This is a genomic window from Rheinheimera sp. UJ51 (assembly GCF_020819615.1).
In the GTDB taxonomy this organism is placed as follows: domain Bacteria; phylum Pseudomonadota; class Gammaproteobacteria; order Enterobacterales; family Alteromonadaceae; genus Alishewanella; species Alishewanella maricola.
Map to the genome: position 1 here is coordinate 69,163 of NZ_JAJHOG010000008.1, position 17,905 is coordinate 87,067.

The 17,905-nt window shown below is 47.0% G+C and carries 11 protein-coding genes; 7 read left to right on the forward strand and 4 right to left on the reverse strand.

What is annotated here, in order from left to right:
• Positions 1 to 12: 12 nt before the first annotated feature.
• The 4 genes from LMJ53_RS11485 (at position 13) to LMJ53_RS11500 (ending at position 8,286) form a co-directional block, all read left to right on the forward strand.
• On the forward strand, positions 13 to 1,014 hold the full coding sequence (locus LMJ53_RS11485; protein WP_229586186.1) for a LacI family DNA-binding transcriptional regulator: 1,002 nt from the start codon (positions 13 to 15) through the stop codon (positions 1,012 to 1,014).
• Positions 1,015 to 1,095: 81 nt separating this feature from the next.
• Complete coding sequence (locus LMJ53_RS11490; protein WP_229586187.1) at positions 1,096 to 2,391, forward strand: MFS transporter; 1,296 nt, start codon at positions 1,096 to 1,098, stop codon at positions 2,389 to 2,391.
• Between the two features lie 239 nt (positions 2,392 to 2,630).
• Positions 2,631 to 5,315 (forward strand): glycoside hydrolase family 16 protein, encoded by a 2,685-nt coding sequence (locus LMJ53_RS11495; protein ID WP_229586188.1) that lies wholly within the window; start codon positions 2,631 to 2,633, stop codon positions 5,313 to 5,315.
• A 25-nt stretch (positions 5,316 to 5,340) separates the two neighbouring features.
• Positions 5,341 to 8,286 carry a TonB-dependent receptor gene (locus tag LMJ53_RS11500; RefSeq protein ID WP_229586189.1) on the forward strand — a complete coding sequence of 982 codons (2,946 nt, stop codon included), beginning with the start codon at positions 5,341 to 5,343 and terminating at the stop codon, positions 8,284 to 8,286.
• Between the two features lie 551 nt (positions 8,287 to 8,837).
• On the opposite strand, the gene LMJ53_RS11505 is transcribed toward LMJ53_RS11500, so the two are convergent.
• Together LMJ53_RS11505 and LMJ53_RS11510 are read right to left on the reverse strand one after the other, a co-directional pair.
• On the reverse strand, positions 8,838 to 11,372 hold the full coding sequence (locus LMJ53_RS11505) for a glycoside hydrolase family 3 protein (protein WP_229586190.1): 2,535 nt from the start codon (positions 11,370 to 11,372) through the stop codon (positions 8,838 to 8,840).
• A 2-nt stretch (positions 11,373 to 11,374) separates the two neighbouring features.
• Complete coding sequence (locus LMJ53_RS11510; RefSeq protein WP_229586191.1) at positions 11,375 to 12,649, reverse strand: sugar MFS transporter; 1,275 nt, start codon at positions 12,647 to 12,649, stop codon at positions 11,375 to 11,377.
• Between the two features lie 168 nt (positions 12,650 to 12,817).
• Between LMJ53_RS11510 and LMJ53_RS11515 the strand changes: the two genes are divergently transcribed.
• Together LMJ53_RS11515 and LMJ53_RS11525 are read left to right on the forward strand one after the other, a co-directional pair.
• A complete protein-coding gene (locus LMJ53_RS11515) occupies positions 12,818 to 14,461 on the forward strand; it encodes an FGGY-family carbohydrate kinase (RefSeq protein ID WP_229586192.1) in 1,644 nt (547 codons plus the stop codon).
• A gap of 381 nt (positions 14,462 to 14,842) precedes the next feature.
• Entirely contained in the window at positions 14,843 to 15,310 is a 468-nt protein-coding gene (locus LMJ53_RS11525; protein ID WP_267867505.1) for a methylated-DNA--[protein]-cysteine S-methyltransferase, read from the forward strand.
• Here the strand turns inward: LMJ53_RS11525 and LMJ53_RS11530 are convergent.
• Complete coding sequence (locus tag LMJ53_RS11530; protein WP_226750620.1) at positions 15,307 to 15,480, reverse strand: DUF3012 domain-containing protein; 174 nt, start codon at positions 15,478 to 15,480, stop codon at positions 15,307 to 15,309. The two genes, LMJ53_RS11525 and LMJ53_RS11530, sit on opposite strands and share 4 nt — an antisense overlap.
• 177 nt (positions 15,481 to 15,657) lie before the next feature.
• Positions 15,658 to 16,929: a peptide-methionine (S)-S-oxide reductase MsrA gene (gene msrA / locus LMJ53_RS11535; protein WP_229586193.1), complete on the reverse strand. Its 1,272-nt coding sequence runs from the start codon at positions 16,927 to 16,929 to the stop codon at positions 15,658 to 15,660.
• A 219-nt stretch (positions 16,930 to 17,148) separates the two neighbouring features.
• On the opposite strand from msrA, the gene LMJ53_RS11540 reads away from it, so the two are divergent.
• Positions 17,149 to 17,895 (forward strand): hypothetical protein, encoded by a 747-nt coding sequence (locus tag LMJ53_RS11540; protein ID WP_229586194.1) that lies wholly within the window; start codon positions 17,149 to 17,151, stop codon positions 17,893 to 17,895.
• The last annotated feature ends 10 nt before the right edge of the window (positions 17,896 to 17,905 follow it).

Here is a 17,905-nt window from a genome sequence, read left to right on the forward strand (position 1 = left end):
AATAGGACGCAAATGGCAACCATTTATGAAGTGGCAAAAGCGGCGGGTGTGTCGCTGGCGACCGTATCGCGTGTGATGAACAATAATACGCCGGTGCGGCAAGCCACACGGACAAAAGTGTTGGCGGCGATGGCCGAGTTAGGTTATCGGCCTAATAGTATTGCGCAATCATTGGCCTCTAACCGCTCTAACAGTATTGGTATTTTAGTCTCTGAGTTACATGGTCCTTTTTATGGTGCGATGTTAACCGGTATTGAAGCCGAGTTTCGTGCTGCGGGTAAGCACGTGATTATTGCTGCGGGCCACAGTGAACGTGAAACCGAGCAAGACGGTATCGAGTTTTTAAAAAGTCGCAATTGCGACGCACTCATTTTGCATGTCGAAGCGGTATCTGACGACTATCTTATTGAGTTGGCGCAGGGTGATACGCCTTTTGTATTGTTAAACCGGCATATCGATGCCTTAGCCGATCGCTGTATCAGTTTAAATAACGAATTGGGTGGGTATCTCGCCACTCAGCATTTATTAGAGCAAGGGCATCGGCAGATTGCCTATATTGCTGGCCCCATGTGGAAAACGGACGCGCGCGAGCGTTATGCTGGACACCAGCGGGCATTACAAGAGTTTCACTGTGCGCTCAATACCGCGTTATTTTTTGAAGGTGACTTTCGAGAAACGGGTGGTAGCGAAGGCTTACAGAGTATCATTGCAAGCAAACAGCCCTTTACCGCGGTGGTTTGTGCTAACGATGAAATGGCCTCTGGTGCACTGACTACAGCGCGTGAGCTAGGTTATAGTGTTCCTGAAGATTTTTCTGTTGTCGGGTTTGATAACGTTAACTTTGCCTATTACACCTACCCTAAATTAACCACCATTGATTATCCGATCAGTGCAATGGGGCATATGGCGGCACGTTGGGTGCTTAGTCAGGTTTATCAGCAAGCGGATACCGAGGTGCAGCAAGTGTTTGAACCGCATTTAATCAGTCGCGACTCCACTCACCTTATCGTTTAGTTCTATCTCATTGCCGCGGTCAATCATTGGCGATAGCCGCGGTTGTTCTTCGTACAAGCTTTGTCCGATTTTGGAGTGTCTATGCCAGATCAGCCAGCAGCAAAACCGACCAAACAGCTCTATCAGTTGTTGGCCGATGATACTGATGGTCGTGCCTGCAAGGATATCCCTGATGAGGTCTGTACTGCCTTACCGAGCAATTATTTATTGTTGTTATGCAGTCAATGCTGCACTGCCTTGGCCGACTTATTAGCTAACCCCAAAACCATCTTAACGTGGTTACTGACCTCGCTGGGTACGCCAGCCAGTTTTATCGCTTGGTTGGTGCCGCTGCGGGAGTCAGGTTCAATGTTGCCGCAGTTAATGATTGGGGCTTGGGTTCGGCGCTTTGCTAAACGTAAAGCCTTTCTGGTGTTAGGCAGTGTGCTGCAAGCAAGCAGTTTGCTGGGGATGGCGCTGGTTGCTCTTTCGCTCGAGGGGCGCCAAGCGGGTGTCGCTATTTTAATACTGTTAGCTTGTTTTAGTTTGGCGCGTGGTTTGAATTCGGTGGCGCAAAAAGATGTCTTAGGAAAAACCGTACCCAAAGGGCGGCGCGGCCGTTTAACTGGCTTAGCTACGTCTGTTTCAGGTGTTATCACCGCAGTCATATCTTTATGGTTGTTGCAGCAAGATAGCCATCACAGCTGGTTTTATGCCGGGTTTTTGTTGGCAGCAGCGCTATTATGGTTTGGCGCAAGCGCACTGTTTTCGGCGATCCGCGAGCAAGCTGGTGCCAGCGACGGCGGCGTTAATGCAATGCAAGCGGCGTGGCAAAATGTGCGTAAATTAAAAACCGATAAGGTGCTGCGCAATTTTATTATCTGCCGCGGTTTGTTGTTAAGTTCAGCCTTAGTGCAGCCCTTTGTCGTGTTATTGGCGCAACAACAAAATAATGGCCATCAAACCTTAATGTTACTGTTACTCGCCAGCAGCGTGGCGGGTGCTGTTAGCGCCAGTCTTTGGGGTAAAGCTGCTGATCGAAGCAGTAAACAAGTACTGCAGCTGGCCGCGGTTTTCACCTTGTTGGGTTGTGTGTTGCCGATTGTTTATTTACCCGCTACTGAGAATAGTTGGTTTTACCCTTTACTCTTTGTGTGGTTAAACATCAGCCATGCTGGTGTGAGGTTGGGGCGTAAAACATATTTGGTTGATATCGCCACCGGTAACCAACGCACCGAATATGTTGCCTTAAGTAATAGCCTGATGGGCGTGTTATTGTTGCTTGTAGGCGCAATAGCGGCCTTGTTCGCTGCATGGTCAGTAACCGCTGTACTGTGTTTTTTTGCGCTGCTGAGCCTCGTAGCCATTTATTTTACCTTTCGTCTTTCTGCGACATAACACAGCGTATGCACCCTGAACTAAGTTTCTTGCCAGTGCTGCATGCATTGCTGGATTTTTAACCAATGCACAGCCGTGCTGTTTTCGGAACATTTAACCAATATTTTTTGAGGTTTTTTTAAACAGTTAATTGACTGTTACATGATATTGGCCTAACTTATGTAAGCGCTTACATGAAATTGGGTGCTTTGCTGTGGGCAAATGCCGGCGTGACAAGGTTAAAAACAGGAACTCAGGGTATGACTAAAATAATGAATAACGCTAAATCCCTAGCCGCTTTGGCGCTGCTGGCGGGTTTAAGTGCATGTGGCGGAGACGTTACAACAAACTCAGACTTTACCGCTGTTAACACCGAACAACCAGTCTCTGATTGGAAACTGGTTTGGAGTGATGAATTTGATGGCACTAGTATTGATCGGCGTAAATGGAACTTTGAAATTAACTGTCAAGGTGGCGGAAACCAGGAAAAACAATGCTATACCGATAGCGCAGAAAATGCTTTTGTCTCTAACGGTAGCTTGAAAATTGTGGCTAAACCTGCGGCAGAGGGTGCACCTTTACCTTACACATCTGCTCGTCTTAACACCCGTTATCAAGGTGATTGGCGTTATGGCCGTATTGAAGTACGTGCCAAAATGCCGTCAGGTCAAGGTACTTGGCCAGCCGTGTGGATGATGTCGACGGATGAAGTGTATGGCGGTTGGCCAAAATCAGGCGAAATCGACATTGTTGAAGCGGTTAACTTAAAAACCGTGGACGGTGACGGTGTGGTAGAAAACAAAGTCTATGGCACGCTGCACTATGGTCGTGATTGGCCAAACAATGTAAACAGCGGTAAAGAATACAGTTTACCTGCTGGCGCTAACCCTGCTGATGGCTTTAATACCTATGCCATCGAGTGGCAGGAAGGCGAAATTCGTTGGTATGTAAACGATTATTTGTATCAAACGCAAATGGCCTCAAAGGTTCGTACCAACAGCAAAGGCGAAATTATTGGTTTAAGCCACCGTGGTTGGTTTGTTGAAAACTTCAATAACATTACCGGTGAGCTGGAAACCCAGTGGAATAACGCGCCCTTTGATCAGCGTTTCTATTTAATCATGAACTTGGCCGTCGGTGGCAACTGGCCAGAAAACGTGAATAACCTGGGTATTGACGAAACAGCGTTAGCAAACGGCCAAACCATGGAAGTGGAATGGGTGCGCGTGTATCAATGCGACCAAAACCCGAATACTGGTAAAGGTTGTGAAACCATTCGTGCTGGCTACAAAGATGCTGAAACCTTAGTAGAAGGTAAAGCGCCCATCCCAGTGCCACCTTCAGATGGCATAGCCCGTAATTTGACCATTTTTGATGGTGTACCTAACCCTAACTGGCCTGCATGGGACTGTTGTGGTGGTTCTACCCCAGCACTGGTTGTTGATGCCGACCGTGGAAGTGTTTATGAATTTTTAGTGGGTCCACAACCTACCGTAAACGGCTTTATCACACGCTCTGCCTTTATTACCGATCCAAATGGACAAGCCTCGCCGTTTGATGCGTCACCATTAATTGAAAACGGCACTATTAGTTTTGATATGAAAGTGGTTAGTCCACCATCAAATTCCGCTTCTACCTGGAGGTTTAAAGTTGAAAGCAATGGCGGTAATAGTGGCGGTGGTACTGAAGTTGAACTTCCAATTACAGCCAGTACAGAAGGTATGACACCTGTAACGGGTCAATGGCAAACCTATACCTTCCCGTTAAAAGCACTAGATGCAGCGGGTTTAGACTTGTCAGCTATTGATGTGTTGATGGTGTTTCCTGCATGGGATACTGGCAATGGCGCAGTATATCAATTAGATAATGTGCAAATTGCGCAACCTTCTAACTCCCCAGAATTAGTGATCTTTACTGATGCGATGAACCCAGCTTGGCCATTGTGGGATTGTTGTGCGGGTAGCACGCCAATTGAAGTAATGGATGATGAGGCTCATGGCATTGTAGCTGAGTTTACTGTCGGGCCAACGCCAACGGTATTAGGTTTTAACAACCGTACTCCATTAGGTTCTGGTGAACAGTTTAATGCCAGTGCGTTGTTGAGCGAAGGCATAGTCCAATTTGAAATGAAAGTGGTCAATGCTCCATCTAACTTAAATTCAACTTGGAAATTTAAGATTGAGTCAGCCGGTGGCGCAAATAATGGCGGTACTGAAGTCGAAGTTGACTTGATTTCTGGCAATGCTGGTAATGCGCCTGTTATTGGTGAGTGGGCTACCTATACTTTTAGCATCCAAAGTTTATTTGATAAGGGTTTAGATATCAGTGCCATTGATGTGCTAATGATTTTCCCTGCTTGGGATACTGGAAATGGTGCAATTTTCCGTGTTGATAATGTACGCATCTTTAATCCTAATGCGGTTGCAGTTGGTGATGGTACGTTAAATTTGTTTAGTAATAGCACTAACCCGCAATGGGATGCATGGGACTGTTGTGCGGGCTCTACGCCAAAAATTGTCAATGCCGGTGATCCTTATGGCAATGTGATGCAGTTTGAGATTTTAGGTTGGCCAGAAACCGTATTGGGTTTCTTGGGTAAAGCGGATGTTTCGTTCAATGCTTCTCCCTTAGTTGCCAATGGCAGTGTGAGCTTTGATATGCGCGTGGTTGCAGCGCCAGCGGATACTTCGAGTTCTTGGTTCTTTAAAATAGAATCAACTACTTATGATGGTGTTAAAACTGAAGTTGAGTTGCCTTTAGCTGCAGGTAATAACAATCAAGCACCGGTTACTGGCGAATGGCAAAACTACAGCTTTTCACTGCAAAGTTTATTCGATGCAGGTTTAGATATCAGTGATATAAAAGTTGTGATGATATTCCCTTCTTGGGGTAAAGGTCAGGGCGCAGTATATCAGTTAGATAACGTAAAAATTTCGAATAACTAAGCAGTGCGACAAGAGTAGGATAATTATGAAACCAATAACTTTTACTAAGAGTCGAGTAGCTGCAGCAGTATCTGTAGTATTGACTGCCGGTATGATGCTGCCACTACAGGCACAAGAAGCAACTGCTGCTGAAGCTGAGCCGCAAGTTGAAATAATCGAAGTCCGCGGTATTCGGGGAAGCTTAGCTCGCTCAATGGACGTTAAGCGTGAATCGTCAGGCGTCGTTGATGCGATTTCTTCTGAAGAGATGGGTAAATTCCCAGACACGAACTTAGCTGAATCGTTACAACGCATTACCGGTGTTTCGGTAAGCCGAGTAAATGGTGAAGGTAGCCAAATTACCGTACGGGGTTTCGGCCCTGAGTTTAACCTGATCACCTTAAATGGGCGTCAGATGCCCGGTACCGGTTTTACCCGTTCTTTTAACTTAGAAAACCTGTCTTCTGAGGGCGTTAGCGCCCTAGAAGTATACAAAACCGCGCGAGCAGAAAACCCGAGCGGTGGCCTAGGTGCTACCGTGAACATCGTTACCTCGAAACCGCTAGCAAGCCCAGGCGAGAAATTCGCCATGATGGGTAAAGCTGTGCATGACAGCTCTAATGAAGTTGGCGAAGATGTCACCCCTGAGTTTTCAGCGTTATACAGCAATACCTTTGCGGATGATCGTTTTGGTGTGGCGGTGTCTTTTGCTTCGGCCCGTCGGGATTTCCAAATCCAAAATGCCAACATTCAAGGCTGGCAAGCAAACGTGCCGCTACCTAGTAACCCTACTGAGGTTATCGATCGGCGGCCACTGGGAGCCGATGGTTTACCAACCGGCAATTACTTCTTTCCAAAAGACATGAACTACGGCATTGCTGATTTTCAACGGGAAAGAACGACCGGTCAGCTTACCTTTCAATATGCGGCTACCGATGATATTACCTTTACCCTTGATTACACTGGCAGCCGTGCCTTAGTTGGTAGTGAAAGTATTGGTTGGGGGATTTGGAATAACTTTGGCGATAACATCAATGCTTATGAGCTAGACGAGCGCGGTACTGCCATTTTTGCTGATATCAGCGGGGATGATGGTTCTTTTACTGCGAGTAAAGGCACCACAGAAGTTAAAGCTGCGTCTATCGGTTTTAATATGGATTGGCAGATCACCGATGATTTGAACGTCAGTTTCGACTTTCATGATTCCAACAATAAAACCGATAACGGTGCCGATAAAGGCAGCGGTAATAGCGGCCAGGTGATCTTAGGTTCTGATCAACTTATTACCAAGTTTTATGATTACCGTACTGGTGAGATCCCACAAGCGTACATTTTATGGCGCAACGGTAGCAATGTATTAAACCCAGGTGAAATTGATTCTAACTTTAGTCAGTTTTTTGATTCACCAGGTGAGTCAGATATTCAACAATTTCAGTTGGATAGCACTTGGTTTAACTCGAGCTTTAATATTCCGTTGGTTTCAATTAAAGGCGGTGTTGCTCGTACTGATCAAAACTTAAGTGGTTCAAATGCTTGGAGTGGCTTACGTGGTGGCCCAGGCTTTAACCCAAGCTATACGTTTATTTTCCCAGACGGTATGTTTACTCGGCGTGATACTGGTAACTTCCTTGATCAGTTTGCCGGTGGTGGCAATGGCTTAGTCAGTAATTATTATTACAGCTATAGCTACGATGAAGCCGTGGCTCGGCAAACTGCTTATTTAACTGAAACACTGTTAGGCGCCAATGCGTATGTGCCAGATGCGTTTTATGGCCCTTATGGCGAAAGTTATGTACAAGAAGTAACATACAGTATCTACCTACAATCTGCATGGGAATTTGAAGTGGCAGATTTCCCGGTACAGCTGAATGTTGGTGTACGTTATGAACAAACCGATGTCACTAGTACGGTGCTACAAGATGTAGAGCGCCAAGTGAATTGGGTTAGCCCATCTGAGTGGATCATGCAATATGAGCCGGGTGATGCCAACTACTTAACCTTGACCGGTTCGCATAACGTGTTATTGCCGATGATGGATTTGCGGGTTGATATTACCGATGACTTAGTCAGTCGTTTATCAATTGGTAAAAGCATCACTCGCGCACCTTTAGGTGCTTTGGCTGGCGGTCGTAGTTTAAGTGGCAGTCCAAAACCCGGTTCGCGTAGTGGTGGCCAGGGTAATACTAATCTGCAACCGTATGAGTCAACGAACCTCGATTTAAGCCTGGAGTATTATTACGCACCGGGTAGTTATGCCGCTATTGGTTACTATCGGAAGAGCGTGAAAAACTTTATCGGTAATACCATTACAGATATTACTATCGAAGGTTTAAATGACATTCTAAATGGTCCACGTTATCAACAAGCGGTTGCTGATATTACGGCGCGCGGTGAACAACCTACCGACACGGCTATTTATAATCAGTTGTTAGCCAATGGCCATGGTGATGCTAACGGTGCAATTGCACCGACCAGTGCTGATCCGTTAATTGTTTGGAGTATTAGCCAACCACAAAATATCGACGATACTAAGACGGTAGACGGTATCGAAGCCGCTTGGCAGCATATGCTAGGTGAAACCGGTTTTGGTTTTGGTATTAACGGTACCATCGTTAACGGTGACGTTGAATTTGATATTGAAAGTTTAACGCAACAAACACCGTTAGTCGGCCTGAGTAACTCTGCTAACTTACAGTTATTCTATGAAGACTATGGTTGGTCAGTAAAATTAACTTACGCTTGGCGTGACAGTTATTTAATCGGGGTAGGCCAGAGCCAAGGTTCGTCTGATGCACCACCGCAGTTTGCTAAGGCTTATGCGCAATGGGACATCAGCATCAACAAAGATGTCACTGATAACTTTACCGTGTTCTTTGAAGGGATCAACCTAACAAATGAAACCGAGCAAGGTTATGGCCGTTACGAAGAGCAGTTCCTGTTTGCTCGTCAATATGGTCCACGTTATATCTTAGGTGCCCGTTACCGGTTCTAAGCGTTGCTTCTCCCTGTTGTTTCTTTAGTGCCCGCTTGCGGGCACTTTTTTTACCTTAACCTTTGTACTAAAACCAAATGAGCTTGGCGTATCATGCTGCTACGCTGTTTGCTGAGTGTCTTTTCTTGCGGCTATCCGCGCCGTTACTCTTCATGCTCAACCCCCTGCTCTTGTGTACATTACGGCCAATACCACTTGAATTTACCTGCGGCAGGTAAACCCACCTTTTATAGGTAGCGCTCTCCTTGCAATAGAGGTCAGTAAGGTTTAACGAGGATAAGCGTTGAGCGGCAATTGAATAACAAAGAGCCTAACAGGCAGCACAGTATAGGCACCCTTAAAGTGAGCGGTTAAGTGGCGCGAAGGCGCTAATGAGTTGCATAGAATAAGCTTTTGGCAATGAGACGATATAAGGATAACCATAACCCAGCGCGAAGGGGTTAGTAAGCAAAGGGCGGTAACGGCTATGCATCAAGTAGCAAAACTAGGCTGAAAATCGCAAGCATAAAAAAGCCCAGCGAGGTAGCTGGGCTTTATACGGCAAAGGCGCTTTACATATCACAACTCAGCGCAGTGGTGCTGGCATTACTGGTAATGCGTGCATCTGACAGGCTTAATTGCAGCTGGCCAGAAGTACTGATACTGAATACTTCAAACACCTGAGCCAAATTTAAGCCCTGCTGTTGAAAGCAGCTGATATTAAGAGTGAGCTGCTGCCATTTGTTTTCTGGCATGGCGGCGAGTGCCGCAGCAATATTTTGGCTAGCCGTACAATCTGCACCACACTGCATGCCTAATAATACGCTATCCGGTACTGCGCCATGGCGCTGCACGGTTAAATTTAACACACTTTCTGCGCTGCCAAAGGCTCGCAAATCACGTGGAAACGGGCTACCAAAAATTAAGCTAGCGGCTTCTTCACCCGTAAATTCAAAGCGGCGCGCATCTTCTTGTACCAGATTGTCAAAGGTACGGCTGCTGATACTTCCTAACTGTTGTACGCTACTGCCAACGGTCACCGTGTCAGAACCGCTACGTAATTGTAATTGCCATGGTGAACGCGGAGCGCGCTCAAAAATGGCCATTTCGGTTTCTCCAGCAGCATCACCGGCATCTTCAGACAATTGATTACCTAATACATCTGCTTCGCCATAACGTAAACCAAAACCAAATGGCAGCAGAGGTGCATAATCGGCATCACCAACATTGACCGTCGTTTGCTGCGGGTTAGCAGGCCATGAGAACGATAATTTACCGTGGAAGTCATACTGCGGTGTGCCGTCTGCTTTAGCTAAAATCACATCGGCCACACCTGCGCCTTCACTGCCCGGTAACCATACCGCGACAAAGGCGTCAGAGGCGTTAAGTTCTGGGTTGACCCACATGCCTCGGCCACTGATAAATAATGACACAACGGGAATACCTTGTGCTTTAAGCTGTTGCAGTAAAGCTAAATCAGCTTTATTACCACGCTGGTATTCTAGGTTATCGATATCACCGTTACCTTCTGCATAAGGCTCTTCACCAAACACCACGATGGCTACATCGGGTTTTTGCAAGAAGCTGCCATCAGCTGATAACTCAGTGCTACCACCTGCTGCGTTAACTTGCTGCTGGATCCCCGCATAGATTGAGGTACCACCTGGGAAGTCAGCGTTGGTGTTACCGGTGCCTTGCCAGCTAATAGTCCAGCCACCTGATTGTTGGCCAATATTATCTGCGCCTGGGCCTGTCACTAAAATGCGTTGCGTCGGATTTAATGGCAGTAGATTATTTTGGTTTTTCAATAACACCAAGGACTGACGCACTGCATCACGTGCTACCGCACGGTGCTCTGCCGCACCAATCAGTTCAATGCGACCGGCTAATGGGCGATTGGCGGGGCTAGGTTTATCAAAAAGACCGGCGCGCTTTTTCACGCGTAAGATACGGCGAACCGCATCATCCACACGTTCTTGACTGATCACACCGCTTTTTACTTGCTCAATCAAATTGTAGTAAAGCGGCTTCCACGCTGCGGTAGGTACCATGTAGATATCTAAACCGGCATTGGCTGCTTGTGGGCAATTATCATTGGTACAACCAGGAATTTGGCCATGGCCATTCCAATCACCCACGATAAAGCCATCAAAGCCCATACGTTTTTTCAGCACATCTGTTAACAAATAGCCATTGCCGTGAATTTTGCTACCATTCCAGCTATTGAATGAGGCCATCACGCTTTGTGCTCCGGCTTGTAAGCCGCCCACATAGCCTTGGGCATGAATATCAAACAGTTCTTGTTCGCTGACTTCGGTATTCCCTTGATCGATACCTCCGGTGGTGCCGCCATCGCCAACAAAGTGTTTAACGGTGCTGATCACGCGACGATCGCCTAGGAAGTCAGCATCCGCTGCACCTTGTAAGCCGCGCACAATGGCTGCAGCATAGTTGCGTACTATGGTCGGATCTTCAGCATAGCCTTCATAGGTTCTGCCCCAACGATCGTCTCGCACTACCGCAACGGTGGGTGCAAACACCCAATCAATGCCCGTCGCCATTACTTCGCGGGCGGTAGCTTCGGCAATTTGCTCAATTAACGCAGGGTTATTGGCCGCACCCAAACCGATGTTATGTGGGAAAATCGTCGCGCCAATCACGTTATTGTGACCATGTACTGCGTCAGTACCCCACATGGTTGGGATTTTACTGCCATCTAAGCTGTCATCAATTGACGCTTGGTACATTTTTTCTGCTAAGGCGGTCCAATCGGCTGGCGTGGCATATTTATCATCGTTAGGAAAAGCGCCGCCGCCATTTAGGTATGAACCGAAACCATATTTGCGCATATCTTCGACGGTAATATCACGAATTTCCGGCTGGATCATCTGCGCAATTTTTTGCTCTAAGGTCATCTGTGCCATTAACTCAGTAATGGCTTGCTCAATGTTTGGATCTTGTGCCACGGGTAAATTCAGTACTGGCCAGATGTTTGCTGGTTGTTCAGTGTCTGGTGGTGTTACCGCCTTATTACACCCGGCTAGCACTAAGGTGCTCGTCAAGGTAAGTAACAGGGTTTGGCGGTTAAGGGAGGTCTTAAGTTTCATCATCAATCCTTAGCTGCGTCTGTAACAACCTGAGGTTTTGAACCAATCAGGCCGTAATAAGCGATATAAATGTAGCAAAGTAGTGGCAGGATAAAGGCAGGTTGTACGCCAATTCGGTCGGCTAAGGCGCCTTGCGCTAAAGGTAAAATGGCGCCACCGACAATAGCTAGGCACAAAATACCTGAGCCTTGACTGGTCATATGTTTTAAACCATTGATTGCCAAACTAAAAATGGTTGGGAACATAATAGAGTTACACAAGCCAATAAACAGTAATGACCACATGGCCAATTTGCCTTCACTCAGCATGGTTAAGGCCAGTAATAACACGGCAGCAATAGCATTGAATGCCAGCGCTTTACCCGCATCTACTTTTTGCATTACAGCGGCACCAATAAAGCGGCCTACCATAGCACCACCGAAATACCAGGAAATATAGTGTGAAGCGGCGGCCGTCGTCATGTTGCCAATTTCAGGTAACGATAAGTAAATAGCTAAAAAGCTACCAATGCTCACTTCGGCACCGACATAAACGAAAATACCCAGCGCGCCTAATACTAAATGCCGTTGTTTCCAGGCGCTACCTTGCAGCGGTACCGCTGCACTGGGCTCTTTTTTGCCCATGGCGGGTAGTTTTAACCAAACAAAAATGATCGCTAAAACAACTAAGCTTGCCGCCAATAATAGGTAAGGCAGTTGCACAGTTGATTCTGTCACTTCAGTAGCGGTAGGAGCTGGCGCATCCTTTCCGCCAAAGATTAACCAGGCACCAAAGAATGGCGCCACTGTCGTACCCAGCGAGTTAAAGGCTTGCGTCATCGTCAAACGGCTAGACGCGGTTTCTGCTCTACCAAGGGCGCTAACATAGGGGTTTGCTGCAACTTGCAGAATGGTAATACCGGACGCTAATACAAATAGCGCCAATAAGAACAGCCCATACACATGCATTTCAGCGGCTGGATAAAACAACAAACAGCCCGCGCCTGCAATCAGTAGGCCGGTGACAATACCTGCTTGATAGCCGATGCGGCCAACCAAAATCCCTGCGGGTACAGAGACAATAAAATAAGCACTAAAAAAGCAAAATTGGATCAACATGGCCTGGGTATAACTCAGGTCAAATAATTGCTTTAGGTAGGGAATTAAAATGTCATTCAGACAGGTAATAAAGCCCCACATAAAGAACAATGTGGTCAGTGCCGTGAGTGCAAAACGGTAATTCCCCGGGTTGTTTTGCATATGCGTTTCGGCCGGGTTTGATAGAGGTGATGCTGCCATAAAGGCTCCCTTGTCTTTTGGGTTGTTAATTGACGTCTTGTCTATTGGCGTCTTTTTAATGTAAGCGCTTTCATTTATAGCACATTGACTGCTGATAGCAATGTTTTTCGGTATTTAGCCGTGGTTTTTTTGCAGAAAAAAAATACAACTTTTTACTCGGAAGGCTTTATGCTGTGTCTGGCATCTCACGAAGCTATCCGTTACTCTGCTTGGCAAAGCGTAAAAGCAATAAGCTATATCATGACCACACCAGCCTCTAGTAAACCGACCTACATACTCAGCATTGATTTTGGTACGCAAAGTGTGCGAGCCATCATTATTGATCAGCATGGCAACATCTTGGCAAAAGGCCAGCAGCCGATGCCGGCCTATCAAACTACCTCGCCTGGTTTTGCAGAATTAACAGCGGCCAGCTATTGGCAAGCGTTACAACAAGCGTGTCAGCAGCTATGGCAAGTAAGTGCTGTTCCAGCTTCTGCTTTAGCGGCTATGACGTTAACCACCCAACGAGGCACGATGTTTTGTCTAGATAAAGACAAAAAGCCCTTACGGCCTGCCATTATTTGGCTTGATCAACGACAAGCGACTCAGTTGCCTCCTCTGGGGTGGCGTCGAGTACTATTTAAGGTCGTTGGTGCAGCGGCCATTGTACATCGATTTCAAACACGCGCTCCTTCAAACTGGCTAGCCAGTAACGAACCAGCCATTTGGCAGCAGACCGCGCATTATGTATTGCTGTCAGGTTATTTAAGTTGGCGCTTAACCGGCGAACTTACCGATTGCACAGCAGCACAAGTTGGCTATTTGCCTTTTAATTTTAAACGACAACGTTGGGCCAGCCGTTTTAGCTGGAAGTGGCGAGCATTATCGATACAACCCCATCAGCTGCCACGTTTAATCGCAGCGGGTGAGCCAATAGGAAAACTCTGTGCAGAGGCCGCGGCTGACTTGGGTTTACCAGCAGGATTATCGCTATTGGCGGCCGGATCGGATAAAGCCTGTGAAGTGTTAGGGTGTGGCGGGTTAACGCCTGACATCGGTTGTATTAGTTATGGCACTACCGCTACCATCACCACAGTAAACTCGCGCTATGTAGAACCGCTACGCTGGTTACCGGCCTATCCAGCCGCGCACGGGAATGCTTATACCAGTGAGGTGATGATTCATCGCGGTTTTTGGCTAGTCAGTTGGTTTAAAGAACAGTTTGGTTTGCAAGAGCGACAAGCGGCTACAACACAAGGAATAGAACCTGAGCAACTGTTTGATGCGCTGTTAAAAGCCGTACCTGCCGGCAGTATGGGATTAATGCTCCAGCCATATTGGTCACCGGGCATTACCTTTCCGGGGCCTGAAGCGAAAGGCGCGATGATTGGTTTTGGTGATGTGCATGAGCGGGCCCATGTCTATCGCGCCATTATCGAAGGGTTAGCCTATGCCTTAAAAGAAGGCAGCGAGCGGCTGCAGCGGCGAAATAGCCAATCTATTCAAACGCTGCGTGTATCGGGTGGCGGTGCTAAAAGCGTTGAAATACTGCAATTAACTGCGAACGTCTTTAATCTGCCGGTTGAGCGACCGCACACCCACGAAACGTCAGCGCTGGGTGCGGCGATCTCAGCCATGGTGGGTTTAGGTCGCTACCCGGATTACCCCAGCGCTATTGCTGCCATGTGCCAGCTACCGCAGCGTTATTTGCCTGATCCGGTTATCGCTGCGCAATATCAACGACTGTATCGGGAAGTGTATTTAAAAATGTACCGCCAACTCCAGCCGCTATATCACAAAATCCGCGACATCACCGGCTACCCCAACTAAGCCACTGGCCCAACCGCACTCCGAGACAGGTCAGACCGGTGTCTGAGTGTGGTCCAACCTGTCTCGGAGTGTGGTCAGATGTGTCTCAGAGTGTGGTCGGAGGTGTTTGAGCCGAAAAGCGGGCGTCAGCATTCGTTATCGCGGTATATTAATCAGCAATGATCAGTTAGGATTTCAATTGTGCCGTGTCAATATGCAGCTTAAAGCGTTACGTACTCAGCTGCAGCGACATGGTGGTTTGTTATCAGTATGCACGCCGCTGGTTTTTTTACATCAATGCGGGCGGGTTTGACTAGACCACTACAGTCGCGGTTATCCAACCTGACAGTTTGCACATAGTTTGAACATTGAGTAGCGCCAACATGGCGCAGAGAGATAAAGATGCAAGGCATTGATTACTTAGCGAGCCCGCTGGGCTTATTAGAAATTGTGGCGAACGAAGCCGGTGTGGTTGCGGTGACGTTTTGCCAAAGACAGCAGCAGCCGAGCACTGAGCCGCAATGGACGCGCGAAGCGAAAGCCCAGTTGGCTGCTTACTTTGCCGGTGAGTTAACGGTGTTTCAATTACCGCTGGCGGCAGAGGGCACTGCTTTTCAGCAGCATGTTTGGCAGGCGCTTCTCACCGTACCCTATGGCCAAACCGCCAGTTATGGTGATATCGCCAAACAAATTGGTAATCCAAAAGGCATGCGCGCGGTGGGTTTAGCCAATAGTAAAAACCCGATTTCGATTATTGTGCCTTGCCATCGCGTTATCGGCGCTAATAAAACACTCACCGGCTATGCCGGTGGCGTTGATAAAAAAGCTTGGTTATTGGCGCATGAAGGGGTTAGCGGTCTAAAGTGTTAATCGTCAGAGCGCAGAATACAATGCTTGGCATAATCTTTGGCTTCATTGGCTGTCCAATCGCCTTTAGCTTTGGTATCCATCTGTTCACACCATTTCTTTGAACCCACTTCAGGGGCACAACCTGCTAATAACACCACACTGGCCAATAATGCTAGGGAAAGTTTTTTCATAATATCTTCCTGATAATTCATATTAATAGGTGCTGCAATATGCAGAAGCGCAGCGCTGTAAAACGCCTTAGCAGTGTAGCGTTTTCAACGGCATTTTGTCAGAGAAATATTGCGGGGTGTTTTTGCAAAATAAAAGCAGGCTTTAGCATTTCAGCTTAGCCTGCCAAATGCGACGGGTTAGCGTGCTACAAACTCTAGCACGGTAGCATTAATGCAATAGCGTGTCGTGCCATTTGGGCCATCATTAAAGCGATGTCCTAAATGAATACCTGATACTGCCGCCACAATTTCGGTGCGGATCATGCCATGGCTGTAATCAGTGCGGGTGGTTACCGCGCCATCAATCGCCTTTTTAAAGGATAACCAACCGCTGCCCGAGTTAAAACGATCTCGGGTATCAAATAACGGTGCGCCGCTAAACGCATCAATAAAGACACCATCAGGAGTATTTTTAAATATTTCATATTGTTTACAGAAAGGCCGGTCGGTATCACTTTGAAAGGCCACTTGATAACTTTCGCTATCAGCACCGACACTGAATAAACCCAATGCTTTATAAAATACCTCTGGCTCCATATAGCCTTGCACGCCAAAGACCTCTACCCCGTTTTCGATAAATAACAGGGTGGGGGTTGCCCAAGTGGGCGTGGTGATGGTTAAACCCTCTAACTGGCTGGCTAAGCGATAATGTAGCGGGATCTTACCCTGATACTTGCTGCTGACATTAGCTTTGAATTTTTCGCAATATGGGCAATATTCCGCGGCATCAATCATCACAATGTGTTTGCCTTTTAATAAAGCGCTGTTGTCCACCGCCGGCGCGGCGGTAACATTTGAGCTATCAAAGCGCACGCCGGTTGAATGGTCTGGGCAATAGCCATTGGGATTTTTCGCGATGTAATCTTGATGAAAATCTTCGGCGGGGAAAAACTGGTTTAATGGCTGTATTTGCGTTTGGATCTCGCCATAACCGGCTGCCGTAAGCAGAGGCTGATATTGCGCCGTCACTTGCTTAGCGATTTTTTGTTGCTGTTCATTTTGAAAGAAAATGGCCGAGCGATATTGCGTACCCACATCATTGCCTTGGCGATTGCGCTGTGTGGGATCATGCATTTCATAAAAGCGCTGTAACAAGGTTTCGAGGCTGACTAATTCAGGTTGAAAAGTCACTCGAACCACTTCGGCATGGTTATTCGGGTTAAATTTGTTGCGCTGCTGGGTAATCACCCGATAGCTCGGTTCCACACCATTGCCACCGGCATAACCTGACTGCACATCCGTGACTCCTGGCATCGCTTCGAAGCGTTTTTCTACACCCCAAAAGCAACCGGCGCCCAGTACTATGGTTTCAAGCTGCATACTGGCTTGCGGTGTCGTTGCCATTAATGGCGTGGTTAAAAAGAAAATAATGAACAAAAAGCTGCTAACGATGTTGCTTAAAATACGCATGTTACTGCCCTCAATGACGAGTTTTAATCTACGTTGCGTTACTGGGGATAGACCATTTCAATGCCAATCAGTTCGGGTTGTTACCGAGAGGGTGTTTGTTTCATCTTTTATTTTCCTGCGTTTATCAGATGCTTTCCTTAGCTTAGCCGAAGTGCCTTGTTGCCTCTGAGGTCTTTGCTAATACTCACTGCAAGCCAAACAACCAACAGGTAAATAACGATGAAAATTGAACACGAAGTAAAAGTATTGCGGGTTACCGCTTTGACCAGCTTAGTTTTATCTTTAAGTTTATGTTTGATGGGCATGAAGTCATCTAATGACGGGCGCTTTGAGACCTTAACCGTTGAGCGCTTAAATATTATTGAAGCCGACGGTACTGTGCGTATGCTACTGACCAATACTGCGCGCTTTCCTACTACAGAAGAAGTGAATGGCAAGGTGTTAAACGAGGATCGTAAAAAGCGCGCCGGCATGTTGTTTTTTAATGAAGAAGGTATGGAAGCCGGTGGTTTTATTTACGATGGTGCGAAAAATGCGAACGGTCATAGCGCGGGCATGTCGATGACTTTCGATAAATACGATGGTGATCAAGTCATGCAGCTGCTAACCGTTGATGAACAGCGTGGTGATAAGCGTATTATTCGCTCTGGGTTGGCTTTTAATGATCGTCCTGTAGCAGAAACCCAAGACGGCGTGCGGCAAATTATGCGCGAGCTGGCACAAATTACTGATCAAGCACTAAAACGGCAGAAGATACAAGAATATCAAGATGCCGGATTGATTGGCGGCGCACCCCGTATCTTGTTAGGAAAAACTGCACAGCAAAACAATGGTTTATTTCTTTTTGCCAAAGATGGTTCGCCACGTGCGATGTTTTATGTAGACGAAAACGATGAAGTGCAGTTAAAGTTTATGGATGCAGCCGGCGAAGTGACGCGTTCCTGGTCAAGTACTGCGGCTAAATAATGGATAAGGC

Excerpts from the sequence above, each read along its gene's own strand:
- LMJ53_RS11490 (WP_229586187.1), top strand. The coding sequence starts at position 1,096 with ATGCCAGATCAGCCAGCAGCAAAACCGACCAAACAGCTCTATCAGTTG.
- LMJ53_RS11500 (WP_229586189.1), top strand. The coding sequence starts at position 5,341 with ATGAAACCAATAACTTTTACTAAGAGTCGAGTAGCTGCAGCAGTATCT.
- msrA (WP_229586193.1), bottom strand. The coding sequence starts at position 16,929 with ATGCGTATTTTAAGCAACATCGTTAGCAGCTTTTTGTTCATTATTTTC.
- LMJ53_RS11505 (WP_229586190.1), bottom strand. The coding sequence starts at position 11,372 with ATGAAACTTAAGACCTCCCTTAACCGCCAAACCCTGTTACTTACCTTG.
- LMJ53_RS11510 (WP_229586191.1), bottom strand. The coding sequence starts at position 12,649 with ATGGCAGCATCACCTCTATCAAACCCGGCCGAAACGCATATGCAAAAC.
- LMJ53_RS11495 (WP_229586188.1), top strand. The coding sequence starts at position 2,631 with ATGACTAAAATAATGAATAACGCTAAATCCCTAGCCGCTTTGGCGCTG.
- LMJ53_RS11530 (WP_226750620.1), bottom strand. The coding sequence starts at position 15,480 with ATGAAAAAACTTTCCCTAGCATTATTGGCCAGTGTGGTGTTATTAGCA.
- LMJ53_RS11485 (WP_229586186.1), top strand. The coding sequence starts at position 13 with ATGGCAACCATTTATGAAGTGGCAAAAGCGGCGGGTGTGTCGCTGGCG.
- LMJ53_RS11540 (WP_229586194.1), top strand. The coding sequence starts at position 17,149 with ATGAAAATTGAACACGAAGTAAAAGTATTGCGGGTTACCGCTTTGACC.
- LMJ53_RS11525 (WP_267867505.1), top strand. The coding sequence starts at position 14,843 with ATGCAAGGCATTGATTACTTAGCGAGCCCGCTGGGCTTATTAGAAATT.
- LMJ53_RS11515 (WP_229586192.1), top strand. The coding sequence starts at position 12,818 with ATGCTGTGTCTGGCATCTCACGAAGCTATCCGTTACTCTGCTTGGCAA.